The sequence below is a fragment of the Methylobacterium sp. Gmos1 genome (assembly GCF_053764715.1).
On the sequence record NZ_JBSNCC010000011.1, the window covers coordinates 206229 to 221133 of the forward strand.

Sequence of the window (14905 nt, forward strand, 5' to 3'; positions counted from 1 at the left end):
AAGGGCGCCCTGATCGGGCGCCCTTTTCGCGTTCAGTGTCCGCCGTGCGAGCTGCGCACGTCGCGCGGTGCGCTCAGGATCTCGTTGAGGGAGGTGGCGACGTGCCGCGCCTCCTCGTCGGTGAGGCGGAGCTGGAACGGCGGCAGGCCGCCGGCCTGGAGCGCCACCACCGCCTGGCCCTGCTCGTCGGTGCCGACCTCGATCGCCGCCGAGGTCACGTCCAGCATCGCCGCCTCCTCATCGCCGAGATCGTCGGCATCGCCCTCGTCCGGCTCGTGCATGACCGTGAGGAGCTGACCCACCGCGCGCACGAGGGCGCGGGCCGCGCTGGCATCCATGATGACCGCGGTGGCCTGGTCGTCCTTCTGGAACGAGAGCTGGATGTTGGAACCTTCGAGGGAAACCGAGATACCCGCCATGGAGCGTCCGACACTGTACGATATCGTCCCTATATGGGAGCGCTCTGCCGGATGCGACAGGGAATTCCACGCAGAGGCGGCCTGCACGGCCCGAAACGCCCCTGCACCCGGAGCGTTGATTGCGCGGGAACGCAGCGGCGCGGGAGCGCCGGCAACCAGGCGGATGACGATCATGGCCGCGCGCAAGAGCATCAAGACTACGGACGCTCAGAAGGGCACGATCGCCCGGGTGATGCACGAGTTCAAGGAGGGCGAGTTGGAGCGCCGCGACGGCGAGCCGGTGACCGACCGCCGGCAGGCGATCGCCATCGCGCTGCGCGAGGCCGGCGCCTCGAACCAGGAGAGCCCGTCCGACAACAGGTCTACCTTCCGCCGCACCCGGGCCAAGGAGCGCGACACGCGGTCCCATGCGACGCGGGCCGCGCTCTACGACGAGGCGAAGCGCCGCGACATCAAGGGGCGCTCGCGCATGACACGGGGCGAACTGGAGCAGGCCCTCAACCGTTAGGCCGGCTCATTTCAGGAGAGCCCGCATGACCTCGAAGCAGCCGAAGACCACGACGCCCACCGACGCCGACCTGAAGGGCAACCCCGGCATCGGCACCTCGAAGGGCATGACGATCTCGGGCGGCGATCCGGAGGATCTCGCCGGGGCCAACACCCTAGAAGGCGACGTGGCCAACGACACCACGCCGGAAGGCGGGATCGACCCCAACCAGCGCGGGCGCAGCCATCCCTGACACGCGCTGCGGGCACCGATCTCGCGGCTCCTGCCTTGTTCCGGCCAGACTGGGTTCCTACATGGGTCTCAGCGGCAACGGGTGGGCGCCCCGGGCGATCGAGCCCCGCACGGGCTCCCGAGCCCCGCGACACGAGCCCCACCCGACATATTTGGCGCCGTCGCGCCGCGCGGCCCTCGCTCCGAGGGTGGCCCGCCGCGACTTCTAACGAGACGAGGACGACCGCGTGAATACTGGTACTGTCAAGTGGTTCAACGACCAGAAGGGCTTCGGCTTCATCCAGCCGGATAACGGGGGCAAGGACGTGTTCGTCCACATCTCCGCGGTGGAGCGGGCTGGCCTGCGCGGCCTCGTCGAGGGCCAGAAGGTCTCCTACGAGCTGCAGGCCGACCGGCGCGACAGCACGAAGATGTCGGCCGTGAACCTGCAGGTCGCCTGAAGGCGGCCCTCCGGCCCGGGTTTACGTGATCTTAACGATAATTCCGTTAAGGTTACGGAACCTTGGCCGCACTGGAGCGTTTTGAGCCTGCGGGCTCAAAGCACGCTCCGCCGGCGGCCATCTGGCCGCCTGCCACGCACAGTCGCTCCGACCAGGAGCGCCGCAACGATAGAAGAAAAGACATCCATGTTGTTCGAGTTCACCCGGCGCGACGGCGCGCCGTCCGTCTTCAATGACGGCACCACCTTCCATGTCGACCAGATCAGCCGCTTCGGCGAGGGCAAGCGCCCGATCGACGTCAGCCACCTGATCGACAAGAGCTACGGCTACCACTCCTCCCGCGAGCTGCGCTGGCACCTCGCCGAGCGCTTCGGCCTGACGCCGAATGCCGTGGCCGTCCGCGAAACCCACTAAGGGTTCGCGGGTCTCATAGACCGCCGTCACCGTACGAGGCGGGCCGCGCGCGAGCGCGGACCCGCCTTTGTCGTGTCTGGAGGGTGGCAGGCACCGCGACGGTGCCGCTCACCCGACCCGTAACAACCCCGCCAGCGCCGCCACATCCCCCGGATTGTCCGACAGGAGCGCGTCGATCTCGCCGTTCGCCAGCGCCCGGACGTGCCGGCAATCGGGCCGGAAGCGCGCCCCGGCGCAGGAGCAGCGCAGGCGCGGGCCGTCGCGGCCCTCGATCAGGCGCACGTCGTAGGGCGTGCCGGTGCTGCCGCGCACGACGAAGTGCAGCAGCGGCGCGCGGGTGCGGCTCGGTGCCACCCCGCGCAGAGCCCGGGCGGCGATGCCCTCGGGTGAGCGCGCACCCTCCCCGGCCCGCGCGCGGACGAGGCCGTGCCCCTTAGCGAGGCTCGCGATGTCGGGCGCGCCGGCCTCCCGCATCACCGCAAGCGCGATCTCCGCGCAGGCGTAGGCGTCCTCGCCGGCATCGTGGTGGCGAAACGTCACGCCGACCCGGGCGGCGAGCGCCGAGAGTCGGTAGGTGCCCTGGCCCTGCCCGCCCTCCCCCGGCCAATGTCGCCGGGCGAGCTGCACCGTGCAGAGCGAGGCGTAGGCCGGCTGCGGCAGGCCGTAGGCCTGGAGCGTGGCGGCGAGCACCCCGATGTCGAAGCTGGCATTGTGGGCAAGCACCAGGCTGCCGGCGATCTCAGGCAGGAACGACGCCATCGCCTCGGGGAAGGACGGCGCGCCGGCGACGTCCCGCGGGCGGATACCGTGGACCCGGATGTTGCCGGGCGAGAAGCGCATCTCCGCCGGGCGGATCAGCCGCGACTCGCGCCGCACCACCTGCCCGCCCTCGATCCAGGCGAGGCCGACGGCGCAGGGGCTGTCGCGGCGCTCGTTGGCGGTCTCGAAGTCGATCGCGAGGGTGCGGGGAAAGGTCATCCCCGCGCTCTTCCCCCCGAAGACGCCGAATTTCAGGCGGACGCCACCATCGCCAGCCACTCCTCCTCCGAGACCACCTTCACGCCGTGCTTCTCGGCATCCTTGAGCTTGCTGCCCGCACCCGGCCCCGCGACGACGAGGTCGGTCTTGGCCGAGACCGAGCCCGAGACCTTGGCGCCCAGGCGCTCGGCCGTCGCCTTGGCCTCGCTGCGGGTCATCCGCTCCAGGGTGCCGGTGAAGACCACGGTCTTGCCGCCGAAGGCCGCGGCGTGCGCCGGCATCGCCGCCCGCTCGGTCTCGACCTCGGCGAGCAGCGCCTCGACCGCCGCGACGTTGTGGCCTTCCGAGAAGAACTGGATCAGCGAGGCGGTGGTCACCGCGCCGATCTCGCCGTCGTCGGCGAGCGCCCGGTAGGCGTCGCCGGGGACCTGCGCCGCCGCCCGCTCCACCGCCGCACGCACGCCCGCGGCATCGCCGTAGGCCTCGACCAGGGCGGCGCGCTGCGGCGTCGAGAGCCGCGCCACCGTGCCGCCGGCGAGGAGATCGGCGTCGGGCGCCTCGGCCGCTGCGGCGAGCAGCCGGTCGCGGGTGGTGGCGCCGACGCGGTCGAGGCTCGCGAGCGCGATCCAGTCCGGCCCGGGCTGGCAGGCGGCCGCGGCCGCGACGCCCGCCATCAGGGCCGGCATGTCGGAGAAGTGCTTCGCCAGCGCCTTGGCGGTGGCCTCGCCGACCTGCTCGATGCCGAGCGCGAAGATGAACCGGTTGAGCGGGATCGTTCGGCGCGCCTCGACCCCGGCGAGCAGGTTCTTGATCGCCTTGTCCTCGTCGTCCTTCTTCTTCGCGGCCTTCTTCACCTCCTTGCCGGCGGCGAGCGCCCGCTCGGCCGAGAGCGCCTGGCGACGGGCGACGACCGCCTCCTTCAGGGGCTCGAACTCGAGTCGAAAGAGGTCGGCGGGCTGGCGCACCAGGCCGGCCTCGAACAGGGTCTCGATGTAGGTCTCGCCGAAACCCTCGATGTCGAAGGCGTTGCGCGAGACGAAGTGCTTCAGCCGCTCCTGGCCCTGCGCCGGGCAGATCAGGCCGCCGGTGCAGCGACGCACCGCGTCGAGCTTGCCCGTGCGCGGGTTCAGGCCCCGCACCGCGTGGCTGCCGCAGGCCGGGCAGGTCTCGGGGAAGCGGTAGGGCACGGCGTCCGCCGGGCGGCGCTCCAGCACCACGTCGGCGACCTTCGGGATCACGTCGCCGGCGCGCAGCACGACGACCGTATCGCCGACGCGCACGTCCGATCCTTGCGCGAGATCGACGTCGTCGCGCAGCGTCAGGCCCGCCCAGACCGGGATGCCGCTGCGGATCGCGGCGCCGTCGGCGTCGACGCCGTGGACGTAATCCTCGTTGTGGAGCGTGGCGTTCGACACCACCACCCCGCCGACCGTGACCGGCCTCAGGCGCGCCAGCGGGTTGAGCGAGCCGGTGCGCCCGACATTGATGTCGATCGCCTCGACGACCGTCGTGGCGCGCTGGGCCGCGAACTTGTGCGCGAGGGCCCAGCGCGGCGCGCGGGCGACGAAGCCGAGGCGGCGCTGGAGCGCGAACGAGTCGACCTTGTAGACGACGCCGTCGATGTCGTAGCCGAGCTCGGACCGCCGCTCCTCGATCATGCGGTAGTGGGCGAGCATCGCCGCCGCGTCGATGCACAGGACCGTCAGCGGGTTCACCGGCAAGCCCCAGGACCTGAAGGCCTCGATCATCTCGAACTGCGACTCGGCCGGCTGCTCGGACATCTCGCCGGCGGCGTAGGCGAAGAAGCGCAAGGGCCGTGAGGCGGTGATGCTCGAATCGAGCTGGCGCAGCGAGCCCGCGGCGGCGTTGCGCGGGTTGGCAAAGAGCGGCTTGCCGGCCGCCTCCTGGCGGGCGTTGATGCCGGCGAAGTCGGCGTGCGACAGGTAGACCTCGCCGCGCACCTCGCACACGGCCGGCCAGTCGGTGCCGGCCAGGACCTCGGGAATCTCCTTGATAGTGCGGACATTGGCGGTCACGTCCTCGCCGACCTCGCCGTCGCCCCGCGTCGCCGCGGTGACGAGGCGCCCGTCCTCGTAGCGCAGCGACAGGGACAGCCCGTCGATCTTCGGCTCGGCGGTGAAGGCGACCGGCTCTCCCGCCTGGAGGCCGAGGAAGCGGCGCACCCGCTCGACGAACTCGCCGATCTCCTCATCCGAGAAGGCGTTGCCGAGCGACAGCATCGGCACGGCGTGCCGCACCTTGGCGAACTTGTCCGACGCCTTGGCGCCGACGCTGGCCGAGGCCTCGCCGGTGCCGGCGAGATCGGGAAAGCGCGCCTCGATCGATTCGAGCTCCCGGCGCAGGGCGTCGTACTCGGCATCGGAGATCGTCGGCGCATCCTCGCCGTGGTAGCGCCGGTCGTGCTCCGCGATCTCCGCCGAGAGGGCGGCGTGGCGGCTCTGGGCGCTCGTCGGGTCGAGGTCGTCGAGGGCGGGGTCGCGGGTGGGGGGCATGGGCACTCGTGACGCGGTGTTCGGGCCTGATGTAGGGCGCCCAGCGCGGGCGGCGGCGGGCGCGGGACCGGGGCCTGTCGTGCCTCAGGATCGCGAGGATTTCGTTAACCAGCCGGGCTCTCGCATCCAACACCGCGAAGCGGGCGATGATGGCGACGGAACGCCAGCCGGATTTGCGCTATCATCCGTTCCCTTCAGGGTCATTCCGGGGCTCAGTGGGCGGCGAGAACCCGATATGACGAGGAAGGGCTTCACTGGGTCCTTCCAACCAAACAGGCTCTCGTGGCTTGTTAAGCGCTTCGCTGCAATCCACATCGATCATCATATCCATGAGATCTTGCAGAGGACCGGCATCCCATGATCGTCAAAGTTCCAGAATTCAGCACAGATGCGGAAGCTGAAGCTTTTCTCGACCAGGATCTGTCTAGCCTTGACTTCTCGCAGTTCAAGCCGGTCCGGTTCGGACCGGAGACAGAACCGAGCGACCGCACGACCGCTCAGCCCGAGGGCGGCAAGCTGGAACAGTGAACTGCGATCGGGTGCGCCAGAGCCTGTTTGACTGATCTATCAGTTCTATCCAATCCACGACCTCATCCTGAGGTCGCGGGTGGGAGAGAAAAGCACCTCGTGAATCCGTTCTCGCAAGTCAAACAGGCTCTCAGTCAGAAGACCCTGACCGCCGATCGCTCGATGCGAGCGCGAAGCCGAGGATGCAGGCTGTCTCGGGTAGTCACGTCGACGTCCGTCCCGAGTTGCTCCTCGAGGAAGAGCTTGATGCCGACGAGATCGAGGCCGTTGAACCGGCTCCCGGGGTCGTAGTCGATGAACAGGTCGAGGTCGCTGTCGGGCCGGGCCTCGTTACGAAGGGTCGAACCGAACAGGTAGAGGGCGGTCGCACCCATCGCCCGCACGCTGTCGGCATGCGCCTTGAGGTGTGAGATGGCATCGCCGCGGGTCATCCGTCGATCATAGCGCACGGCCGGAAGCGCGGCCACGCCTCCACGCTCAGGCTACCTCCCCGCGCTTGCCCATCAGCCGTGCCTTCCACCCGAGTGCCGGCCGCTCGACGAGCCTCCAGGACAGGGCCGCCACCGCTAGCGTCAGCACGAGCGACGGTCCGAGCAACAGCCATGCCGTGGCCGCGGGAAACAGCGCATGCAGGCTCTGCTGCACCGGCCAGCCGTAGAGGTAGGTGCCGTAGGAGAGGTCCGCCCGCGGGTCGAGCACCGGGTGGCGGACCGGGGGATCGAGGCCGAGGCAGAGCACGGCATAGGCCTCGGCGAGGAACAGCACCGGGGAATAGAGGGCGGTGCCGTGGACGAGGCCCGCGAGGACGAGGAGCGCGAGCGCCAGCGGCCGGCTCAAGGGCGCGCGGTCGGCGTAGAGGAAGAGCGCGGCGCCGGTGGCGAAGATCAGCGGCAAGCGGAGGGAGGTTTCGAGAGCCTTCGGCATCTCGCCCGCCCGCATCCCGGCCACCGTGAGCGCCACCGCCAGCCCGGCGACGAGGAGCGGGCAGAGCCAGCGCCAGCGGAGCGTCCCGAGAAGCCCCGCCGCCAGGAGGCCGAGATAGCACAACACCTCGTATTTGAGCGTCCAGACCGTCCCCATCGGGAAGCGGAACGGGTTGTCGGCGAAGACGCCCGGCAGGGCAGCGTTGCTCTTGAAGGTGGTGAGCGTTCCTTCGACGAACCGCCACAGGCCTGGATCGACCCAGTAGGCCGAGAGCGGGAGGCTCGTCATCAGGCCGCCGAGGCCGAGAGCGACGGCGAGGGTCGCCGCGACGAGCCCCGGCACGATGCGCAGGGCGCGGGCCACGACGTAGTCGCGCGGCCCGCGCCGCATCAGGCTCATCGTGACGAGGAAGCCCGAGACGGCGAAGAAGCCGTTCACCGCGTGCTCGCCCAGCGTGTAGCCGGTCAGGCGCGCCAGCGGCTCGTCGAGGACGTGGCCGGTGGTGACGCTGAAGGCGTGCGAGACCACGACGGCGAGGGCCAGCGCCAGGCGTACCGCCCCGAAGGCGTTGTGCGGCTGGCGAAGGCCGGCAGCGACCGTCACCATGGGCCGATCTCCGGCTCCCGTGCCAGGCCCTCCTGCGCCAGCGCGCTGCGGCCCTGCCGCGCCGCCCAGGCGCCGGCGACCGAGCCGCCGTAGCGCTCGACGCTCGAGCGCCGGAAGGCGAGCACGGCGAGCAGCGCCTTGACGCCGTTCTTCGCCAGCATCGCCCCGGTCGGATCGGGCAGGCCGTACTTGCGCGAGACGTACGAGCGCGACCAGGCCTGGTGCCAGCGCGAGCGGCGTACCCGGCCCCGCTCCGGCGCGCTCGACGCTCCACGGCCATGCAAGGCTACCGCGCCGTGGACGTGGACCAGCGCCTTGCCGGCATCGGCGATACGGCGGCAGAGGTCGTCGTCCTCGTAGAACAGGAAGATCTCGGGGTCGAAGCCGCCGAGCGACAGGAAGAGGTCGCGGCGCACCATCAGGCAGGCGCCGGACAGGAACGGCGCGCAGGCGTCGCCCTCGGGCGGGTGCAGCTTGCCGCCCGGATTGGTGAGGTAGGGCGCGAGCAGCGAGCGCGGCTGGTAGAAGAAGCGCCCGTCGGGCTCGACGATGCGGGGCGCGAGCAGCCCCGCATCGGGATAGGCCTCGGCCGCGGCCAGCAGCGCGTCGGCGGCGCCCGGCTGGAGCTCGACATCCGGGTTGACGATCAGCGCGTACTCGGCCCGCCCCGCCGCCCAGATCCCGGCATTGTTGGCCCGGCCGTAGCCCTCGTTGCGGGGCAGCCGCAGCACCCGTGCGCCGAGAGAGGCGGCGAGGTCGGCCGAGCCGTCGCGGCTGGCATTGTCGACGACGAGCGCCGGCACGTGCTCGCGGGCGAGCGCCGCGAGGCAGGCCGGCAGGACGCCGGCGCTGTCATGCGCGACGACGACCGCGACGAGACCGGGCACAGGCTCCGATCAGCCCTGCTTCTGCGGCAGGTTGAGGCGGATGTGCAGCTCGCGCAGCTGCTTGGGGCCAACCTCGGAGGGCGCGCCCATCATCAGGTCCTCGGCGCGCTGGTTCATCGGGAACAGCACCACCTCGCGGATGTTCGGCTCGTTGCAGAGCAGCATCACGATGCGGTCGACACCCGGGGCGATGCCGCCGTGCGGCGGCGCGCCGAGCTTCAGCGCGCTCAGCATGCCGCCGAACTTCGCCTCCAGAACCTCCTTCGGGTAGCCGGCGAGGCCGAAGGCCTTCTCCATCACCTCGGGGCGGTGGTTGCGGATCGCACCCGACGACAACTCGATGCCGTTGCAGACGATGTCGTACTGGAACGCCTTGATGCCGAGGATCGTCGCGTGGTCCTCGGGGTCCAGCGCCATGAACGCGTCGTGGTCGAAGTTCGGCATCGAGAACGGGTTGTGCGAGAAATCGACCCGCTTCTCGTCCTCGTTCCACTCGTACATCGGGAAGTCGGTGATCCAGCAGAAGGCGAACTGGTCCTTGTCGGACAGGGCCAGCTCGTCGCCGACGCGGATGCGGGCCTTGCCGGCGAGCCCCGCCGCCTTGGCCTCGGGCCCGGCGGAGAAGAACACCGCGTCGCCGGCCTTGAGGCCGGCCTTGGCGGCGATCGCCGCTTGCGCCTCCGCCGGCACGAACTTCGCGATCGGGCCGCGGCCGGTGAGCTGTCCGCCCTCCTCCTCGAACACGATGTAGCCGAGGCCGGGCGCGCCCTCGGAGCGGGCCCAGTCGTTGAGCTTGTCGAAGAACGAGCGCGGCTGCGAGGCCGCACCCGGGGCCGGCACGGCGCGCACCACGCCGCCGGCCTTGATGGCGTTCTTGAACGCGTTGAAGGTCACGTCCTCGCGCAGGAACTCGTCCGTCACGTCGGCGATGACGAGCGGGTTGCGCAGGTCCGGCTTGTCGACGCCGTATTTCAGCATCGCCTCGGCGTAGGGGATGCGCACGAAGCTCGGCGAGACGCGCTTGCCGTCGGCGAATTCCTCGAACACCGAGCGCAGGACCGGCTCGACCGCCTGGAAGACGTCCTCCTGCGTGACGAAGCTCATCTCGATGTCGAGCTGGTAGAACTCGCCCGGCGAGCGGTCGGCGCGGGCGTCCTCGTCGCGGAAGCACGGCGCGATCTGGAAGTACCGGTCGAAGCCGGCGATCATCGTCAGCTGCTTGAACTGCTGGGGCGCCTGCGGCAGGGCGTAGAACTTGCCCGGATGCAGGCGCGACGGCACCAGGAAGTCGCGCGCGCCCTCCGGCGAGGAGGCGGTGAGGATCGGGGTCTGGAACTCGAAGAACCCGCCCTCGCGCATCCGCCGGCGCAGCGAATCGATGATCGCGCCGCGGCGCATGATGTTGGCGTGCAGCTTCTCGCGGCGCAGGTCGAGGAAGCGGTACTTGAGCCGCGTCTCCTCCGGGTATTCCTGGTCGCCGAAGACCGGCATCGGCAGCTCGGCGGCGGCGCCCAGCACCTCGAGGTCGGTGATGTAGACCTCGACCGCGCCGGTCGGCAGCTCCGCGTTCTCGGTGCCGGGCGGCCGCTGGCGCACCCGCCCGTCGATGCGGATCACCCACTCCGAGCGCACGGCCTCCGCCGCCTTGAAGGCCGCGGAATCGGGATCGATCACGCACTGGGTGATCCCGTAATGGTCGCGCAGGTCGACGAACAGCACGCCGCCATGGTCGCGGACGCGGTGGCACCAGCCGGAGAGGCGGACGGTCGCGCCGACGTCGGACGGGCGGAGCGCCCCGCAGGTGTGGGAACGATAGCGGTGCATGGGCGTGTCTTACGGCTGTCTCGATCGGGCCCGGAAGGCCGGGCGCGCGGGCGGGCGGCCCGCACGTAAAAGCGTGCCGGCACCCATTCGCGAAGGGGGCAGCGAAGTCAAGCGCGGGGGCTCGGCGGAGGCCCGTTCGCGCTTGTGGAACAAACACCGAACACTTATATTATCCCCATGGACCAGCACAGCTTTTTCGGCTCGTTCGAGCCTCACCCAGACACCCTGCCGGATCCGCCGCTGGACCCGCCCGCGGCGCTTTCCGCGACGAGACCGGAGGCCCGCGCCATGCCGACCGAGATCCACGACAGGTTCGTCGAACGCCAGGACGGCGCCTGGCGTGTGCTGCCGATCGAGGGCCGGTTCGAGCTCGTCTACGAGGACGGCAACGGCGCCTGGAGCGTGCGCCGGCTGCAGGCGCACGAACTGAAGATCGGCCCGGGCCGGGTGCTCGTCGGCGGCACCGACCGCGACCGGGACGGCTACCGGGGCTTTCGCGCCGACCGCATCCACCGCCTGACCGACCGGGACACCGGCGAGCGGGTGGAGCGCAACATCCTCGACTGGCTCACCCGCCGGGCGGAGGTCACGCGGCGGGCCCGCGCCGCCGCCATTCGCCGGGAGGCGCGCCGGAGCGGGCCGCGGGCGGCGTGATTTTCGGTTACCACGCCGCCCAATCCCCACAACCCACGCTGCCTGCGTCTCGCGCTGGCCGGCGGGCTCCGCTATAGCCGGAGGCATGAAGCTGATTACTTCGACGGAAGAACTCGCCTCCGCCTGCGCGCGCTTCGCCACGCAACCCTTCGTGACCGTCGACACGGAGTTCATGCGCGAGACGACCTATTATCCGAAGCTGTGCCTGATCCAGATCGCGGCACCGGACGGGTCGACCGCGCTCGTCGACCCGCTGGCGCCCGGCATCGACCTGGCGCCGTTCTTCGCGCTCATGGGCGACGAGGGGGTGCTGAAGGTCTTCCATTCGGCGCGCCAGGACCTCGAGATCATCTGGCTGCTCGGCGGGCTGCTTCCGCAGCCGTTCTTCGACACCCAGGTCGCCGCGATGGTCTGCGGCTACGGCGACTCGGTCTCCTACGAGCAGCTGGTCAACGACGTCGCCAAGGCGAAGATCGACAAGTCGTCGCGCTTCACCGACTGGTCGCGCCGCCCGCTCTCGGACGCGCAGCTGAGCTACGCGCTCTCGGACGTCACCCACCTCATCAAGGTCTACGAGGCCTTGGCCCGGGAGCTGATCGCCACCGACCGCGGCGCCTGGCTCGACGAGGAGATGGCGGTCCTCACCTCCCCCGAGACCTACCGGGCCGATCCGGACCAGGCCTGGCGGCGCCTGAGCTCGCGGATGCGCAAGGCCCGCGAGATCGCAGTGCTGATGGAGGTGGCGGCTTGGCGCGAGCGCGAGGCGCAGAGCCGCAACGTGCCGCGCGGGCGCATCCTCAAGGACGAGGCGGTGATTGACCTCGCCACCTCGGCCCCGCGCAGCGTCGAGGCGCTGGGACGGCTGCGCACGATACCCGCCGGGTTCGAGCGCTCGCGCACCGGCGCCGACATCCTGGCCGCCGTCGAGCGCGGCCTGTCGCGCGATCCCGCCACGGTACCGACCCCTGAGCGCGGTCGCGCCCGCAGCGGCGGCAACGGAGCGCTCGTCGAACTCCTCAAGGTGCTGCTCAAGGCGGTCTGCGAGGAGGAGCGCGTGGCGCCCAAGATCATCGCCACCGTCGACGACCTCGAGGCATTGGCCGAGGACGACGCCGCCGACGTGCCGGTGCTGCACGGCTGGCGCCGCGGGCTGTTCGGCGAGAAGGCCCTGGCCTTGAAGGCCGGGCGCCTGGCGCTGTCGGCCGAGGGCGGGCGCGTCGTGGTGCGTGAGCTGCCGTAGGGGGGTTGCGGGTCGGGGACAGGATCGCCGCCCGGATCGAGGGCTCGTTCAAGCAAGAGCCTGTCCGCCTCGTCGCGCAACCTGACCCGATCCGACGACGATATTGCTCCCTCATCCCGGGCTCCGCTACGCGGCGCCGGGATGACTGTGGAGAGTTTCGATTCGACCGGCTTCGTCAGACAGACTCCGGTTCCGGTCAATCTCGCCATCTGGGCCGATCGACGCCGGTCCCGCAGAACCTGCTCGGTGATCGGCGAGGCGTGGGATCCATTCTCCAGGGGATCCCGCGCTTCGCGCGGTTTCGGCTCGGATCAGGCGGACGGGACGCCCCTCACGCCGCTCGCACACCGGCCAGGAACCGCCGCACTTCGGCGTCGAGGTGCTCGGACTGGCGCGACAGCTCGGAGGCGGAGGCGAGCACCTGGTTGGCCGCCGCCCCGGTCTCCTCGGCCGCACCGGCCACCCCGGCGACGCTGGCGGTCACCTCGCTGGTTCCGGTGGCGGCGTGCGTCACGTTGCGGACGATCTCCTGCGTCGCCGCCCCCTGCTGCTCCACCGTCGCGGCGACCGCGACGGCCATGCCGGCGATGTCCCGGATGCGCGTCCCGATCCCCGCGATGGCGGCGACCGCCTGCCCGGTCGAACCCTGGATCTGGCCGATCTGCCGGCCGATCTCCTCGGTCGCCTTGGCGGTCTGGCCGGCCAGCGTCTTCACCTCGGCGGCGACGACCGCGAAGCCGCGGCCCGCGCTGCCGGCCCGCGCCGCCTCGATGGTGGCGTTGAGCGCCAAGAGGTTGGTCTGGGCGGCGATCTGCGAGATCAGCGCCACCACGTCGCCGATGCGGCTGGCGGCCTGGGACAGGTCCTGCACCAGCCCCGCGGTGGCGTTCGCCTCGGCGACCGCGGCCTGGGCGAGGTCCGACGAGTCGGTGACCTGCCGGGCGATCTCGGCGATCGAGGAGCCGAGCTCCTCGGCGGCGGCGGCGACGGCGCCGACATTGGCGGCGGCCTGCTCGGCGGCCGCGGCGGCGCCGGTCGACTGGATCGCGGTCGCGCCGGCCGTCGTGCTCATGCCGCCAGCGGTCGCCTGCAACTCGCCCGCGGCGGCCGAGACCCGGCCGACGATGCCGCCGACCGCGGCCTCGAACCCGTCCGCCATCTGGCGCATCCCGGCCCGGCGCTGCTCCTCGGCCGAGGCCCGGGCGAGCGCGGTCTCCTCTTCCAGCGCCTTCGTGCGGACCATGCCGTCGCGGAACACCGTCATGGCGGCCGCCATGGCGCCGATCTCGTCGCGGCGCCCGCCATGCGGGATCGCCACGGCGACATCCCCGCCGGCAAGCCGGCGCATGCCCGCGGTCATGGTCGCGAGCGGCCGGATCACGCCGACGGACACCCACGCCGTCCCGCCGAGGCCGAGCACCAGGACGAGGGCGAGGAGGCACGCCCGGACCGCGAGCTCGGTGCGGGCCTGGGCCGCCGCCGCGCCGGCGACCGCCTCGAGATGGGTGACCGCCGCGACCGAGACCGCCGCGATCGTGTCGAGCGCCGGCGTCGATTGCGCCCGCGACTCGGCGACCGTCGGCCGCGGCAGCGCGGGATCGAGCAGGGCGGGCATCAGGGCCCGGGTCCGTGCGTCGAAGGGGCCGTCGAAGTAGCCGACCCAGCCCCCTGCCGCGGCGGCCTTGACGTCGGCCGCGCCGGCCAGGCCGCCGGCAATTTCGCGGGCGGCCCTGAAGGCGAACAAAGCCTCCCGGCTGGTGACCGCGTAGTCGAACTGCTCCTGGGGCGTGATCGCGCGGCTCTGCGCCAGGACGTCGTTGATCATCAAGGTGGCGTTGCCGGCGAGCACCCGCGCCGACCAGCTCAGCTCGCGCAGGCGCAGCAGGTCGGACAGGCTCGGATCCTCGATGCGCAGCCGCGTCTCGGTGGCGCGGATCAGGGCGTCGACCGCGGCGCTGAGGTCCGCATAGCCGTCGTTGACCCGCTTCGCGAGGTCCCGCCCGCGCGCCGCCACCGGTCCGGCCAGGGCGGCGTCGAGGTCGGTCCGCAGACGCGTCCAGGCCTCGTAGCGCGCCGAGACCGGGCGAAGGTCGATGCCGGTCCGGTCCGCACCGGAGGACAGGGTGGCGAGGGCGCCGGACAGCGCCTCGCTCGACAGCTTGCGGCGCTGGGCGAGGTCGGCCAGGTTCGCGCCGAGCTTGGCCGGTTCGAGGGGGAGCCCGGAGAGCGCGCTGCCGCGCTCGAAGCGCAATTGCGAGAGGGCGTGCGTGAGCAGACGATCCGCGTCCGCCAGGCGCGAGGCCTGCTCCGACCGCGTCCACTCCCGGTAGGCGGTGTACAGGCTGTGGCCGGTCGTCAGCGTGAACATGACGGTGATCGCCGACAGGATGACGATCAGGCGTGTTCTAATCGACATTGCTCGCCGCAGCCTCCGCAGGTGCCGAACTTTTGGGCACTCGATCGGATGGCGATATCGAATTTTGGTAAAGAAAGTGCCCGGCCGCGGCGTGATTGCGGATCTTTTCCTAGGGTCAGACATCGATCCCGGCCGGCTCTTCGGCGGGCATCCCCGAGCGGCAGCCTCCATCCGGCGCGGGACGCCGGGGTCAGTACACGTCTCCCTCCGCCGGGGCGGCGGGGGCCGGCCGGACGGCGGGGGCCTGCGGCCGCGGGGCGGCGGCCGGCGCGCGGGCGGCCGGGCCTGCCGGGCCCCGGGGTCCGGGAGGACCGGCCGGGCCC

General features: G+C 71.3%; 15 protein-coding genes. 7 read left to right on the forward strand and 8 right to left on the reverse strand.

Annotated features, from left to right (window positions below):
* Window positions 1-32 precede the first annotated feature (32 nt).
* Window positions 33-419: a hypothetical protein gene (locus ACS5PV_RS20925; protein WP_455397264.1), complete on the reverse strand. Its 387-nt coding sequence runs from the start codon at window positions 417-419 to the stop codon at window positions 33-35.
* A 172-nt stretch (window positions 420-591) separates the two neighbouring features.
* On the opposite strand from ACS5PV_RS20925, the gene ACS5PV_RS20930 reads away from it, so the two are divergent.
* The 4 genes from ACS5PV_RS20930 to ACS5PV_RS20945 all read left to right on the forward strand — a co-directional run bounded on the left by ACS5PV_RS20930 (window position 592) and on the right by ACS5PV_RS20945 (window position 2012).
* Window positions 592-927: a DUF6496 domain-containing protein gene (locus ACS5PV_RS20930; protein WP_455397265.1), complete on the forward strand. Its 336-nt coding sequence runs from the start codon at window positions 592-594 to the stop codon at window positions 925-927.
* A gap of 25 nt (window positions 928-952) precedes the next feature.
* On the forward strand, window positions 953-1159 hold the full coding sequence (locus tag ACS5PV_RS20935) for a hypothetical protein (RefSeq protein ID WP_455397266.1): 207 nt from the start codon (window positions 953-955) through the stop codon (window positions 1157-1159).
* 226 nt (window positions 1160-1385) lie between these two features.
* Window positions 1386-1598, forward strand: coding sequence for a cold-shock protein (locus tag ACS5PV_RS20940; RefSeq protein ID WP_048429112.1), 213 nt, complete (start codon window positions 1386-1388; stop codon window positions 1596-1598).
* Between the two features lie 186 nt (window positions 1599-1784).
* Entirely contained in the window at window positions 1785-2012 is a 228-nt protein-coding gene (locus ACS5PV_RS20945; protein WP_455397267.1) for an AsnC family transcriptional regulator, read from the forward strand.
* Window positions 2013-2120: 108 nt separating this feature from the next.
* Here the strand turns inward: ACS5PV_RS20945 and ACS5PV_RS20950 are convergent, their stop codons facing one another.
* Window positions 2121-2990, reverse strand: coding sequence for a 3'-5' exonuclease (locus ACS5PV_RS20950; RefSeq protein ID WP_455397268.1), 870 nt, complete (start codon window positions 2988-2990; stop codon window positions 2121-2123).
* A 32-nt stretch (window positions 2991-3022) separates the two neighbouring features.
* Window positions 3023-5503: an NAD-dependent DNA ligase LigA gene (gene ligA, locus ACS5PV_RS20955; RefSeq protein ID WP_455397269.1), complete on the reverse strand. Its 2481-nt coding sequence runs from the start codon at window positions 5501-5503 to the stop codon at window positions 3023-3025.
* 357 nt (window positions 5504-5860) lie between these two features.
* On the opposite strand from ligA, the gene ACS5PV_RS20960 reads away from it, so the two are divergent.
* Entirely contained in the window at window positions 5861-6031 is a 171-nt protein-coding gene (locus ACS5PV_RS20960; protein ID WP_455397270.1) for a CopG family antitoxin, read from the forward strand.
* 134 nt (window positions 6032-6165) lie between these two features.
* On the opposite strand, the gene ACS5PV_RS20965 is transcribed toward ACS5PV_RS20960, so the two are convergent.
* Genes ACS5PV_RS20965 through aspS form a run of 4 tightly spaced genes read right to left on the reverse strand, consistent with a single transcriptional unit; the run spans window position 6166 to window position 10272 of the window.
* Window positions 6166-6462: a nucleotidyltransferase family protein gene (locus ACS5PV_RS20965; protein ID WP_455397286.1), complete on the reverse strand. Its 297-nt coding sequence runs from the start codon at window positions 6460-6462 to the stop codon at window positions 6166-6168.
* 46 nt (window positions 6463-6508) lie between these two features.
* Window positions 6509-7561: an acyltransferase family protein gene (locus tag ACS5PV_RS20970; RefSeq protein WP_455397271.1), complete on the reverse strand. Its 1053-nt coding sequence runs from the start codon at window positions 7559-7561 to the stop codon at window positions 6509-6511.
* Window positions 7555-8448: a glycosyltransferase family 2 protein gene (locus ACS5PV_RS20975; RefSeq protein ID WP_455397272.1), complete on the reverse strand. Its 894-nt coding sequence runs from the start codon at window positions 8446-8448 to the stop codon at window positions 7555-7557. Before ACS5PV_RS20975 ends, ACS5PV_RS20970 begins: the two co-directional genes overlap by 7 nt.
* Window positions 8449-8457: 9 nt before the next feature.
* On the reverse strand, window positions 8458-10272 hold the full coding sequence (gene aspS, locus ACS5PV_RS20980; protein WP_455397273.1) for an aspartate--tRNA ligase: 1815 nt from the start codon (window positions 10270-10272) through the stop codon (window positions 8458-8460).
* A gap of 288 nt (window positions 10273-10560) precedes the next feature.
* Here aspS and ACS5PV_RS20985 point away from each other — a divergent pair, with 288 nt between their 5' ends.
* Window positions 10561-10926 carry a hypothetical protein gene (locus ACS5PV_RS20985; RefSeq protein WP_455397274.1) on the forward strand — a complete coding sequence of 122 codons (366 nt, stop codon included), beginning with the start codon at window positions 10561-10563 and terminating at the stop codon, window positions 10924-10926.
* Window positions 10927-11011: 85 nt separating this feature from the next.
* A complete protein-coding gene (gene rnd / locus ACS5PV_RS20990; RefSeq protein ID WP_455397275.1) occupies window positions 11012-12166 on the forward strand; it encodes a ribonuclease D in 1155 nt (384 codons plus the stop codon).
* 331 nt (window positions 12167-12497) lie between these two features.
* On the opposite strand, the gene ACS5PV_RS20995 is transcribed toward rnd, so the two are convergent.
* On the reverse strand, window positions 12498-14582 hold the full coding sequence (locus ACS5PV_RS20995; protein ID WP_455397276.1) for a methyl-accepting chemotaxis protein: 2085 nt from the start codon (window positions 14580-14582) through the stop codon (window positions 12498-12500).
* Window positions 14583-14905 lie beyond the last annotated feature (323 nt).

Excerpts from the sequence above, each read along its gene's own strand:
- ACS5PV_RS20945 (WP_455397267.1), top strand. The coding sequence starts at position 1,785 with ATGTTGTTCGAGTTCACCCGGCGCGACGGCGCGCCGTCCGTCTTCAAT.
- ACS5PV_RS20985 (WP_455397274.1), top strand. The coding sequence starts at position 10,561 with ATGCCGACCGAGATCCACGACAGGTTCGTCGAACGCCAGGACGGCGCC.
- ACS5PV_RS20950 (WP_455397268.1), bottom strand. The coding sequence starts at position 2,990 with ATGACCTTTCCCCGCACCCTCGCGATCGACTTCGAGACCGCCAACGAG.
- ACS5PV_RS20970 (WP_455397271.1), bottom strand. The coding sequence starts at position 7,561 with ATGGTGACGGTCGCTGCCGGCCTTCGCCAGCCGCACAACGCCTTCGGG.
- ACS5PV_RS20995 (WP_455397276.1), bottom strand. The coding sequence starts at position 14,582 with ATGTCGATTAGAACACGCCTGATCGTCATCCTGTCGGCGATCACCGTC.
- rnd (WP_455397275.1), top strand. The coding sequence starts at position 11,012 with ATGAAGCTGATTACTTCGACGGAAGAACTCGCCTCCGCCTGCGCGCGC.
- ACS5PV_RS20925 (WP_455397264.1), bottom strand. The coding sequence starts at position 419 with ATGGCGGGTATCTCGGTTTCCCTCGAAGGTTCCAACATCCAGCTCTCG.
- ligA (WP_455397269.1), bottom strand. The coding sequence starts at position 5,503 with ATGCCCCCCACCCGCGACCCCGCCCTCGACGACCTCGACCCGACGAGC.
- ACS5PV_RS20935 (WP_455397266.1), top strand. The coding sequence starts at position 953 with ATGACCTCGAAGCAGCCGAAGACCACGACGCCCACCGACGCCGACCTG.
- ACS5PV_RS20930 (WP_455397265.1), top strand. The coding sequence starts at position 592 with ATGGCCGCGCGCAAGAGCATCAAGACTACGGACGCTCAGAAGGGCACG.
- ACS5PV_RS20965 (WP_455397286.1), bottom strand. The coding sequence starts at position 6,462 with ATGACCCGCGGCGATGCCATCTCACACCTCAAGGCGCATGCCGACAGC.
- aspS (WP_455397273.1), bottom strand. The coding sequence starts at position 10,272 with ATGCACCGCTATCGTTCCCACACCTGCGGGGCGCTCCGCCCGTCCGAC.
- ACS5PV_RS20960 (WP_455397270.1), top strand. The coding sequence starts at position 5,861 with ATGATCGTCAAAGTTCCAGAATTCAGCACAGATGCGGAAGCTGAAGCT.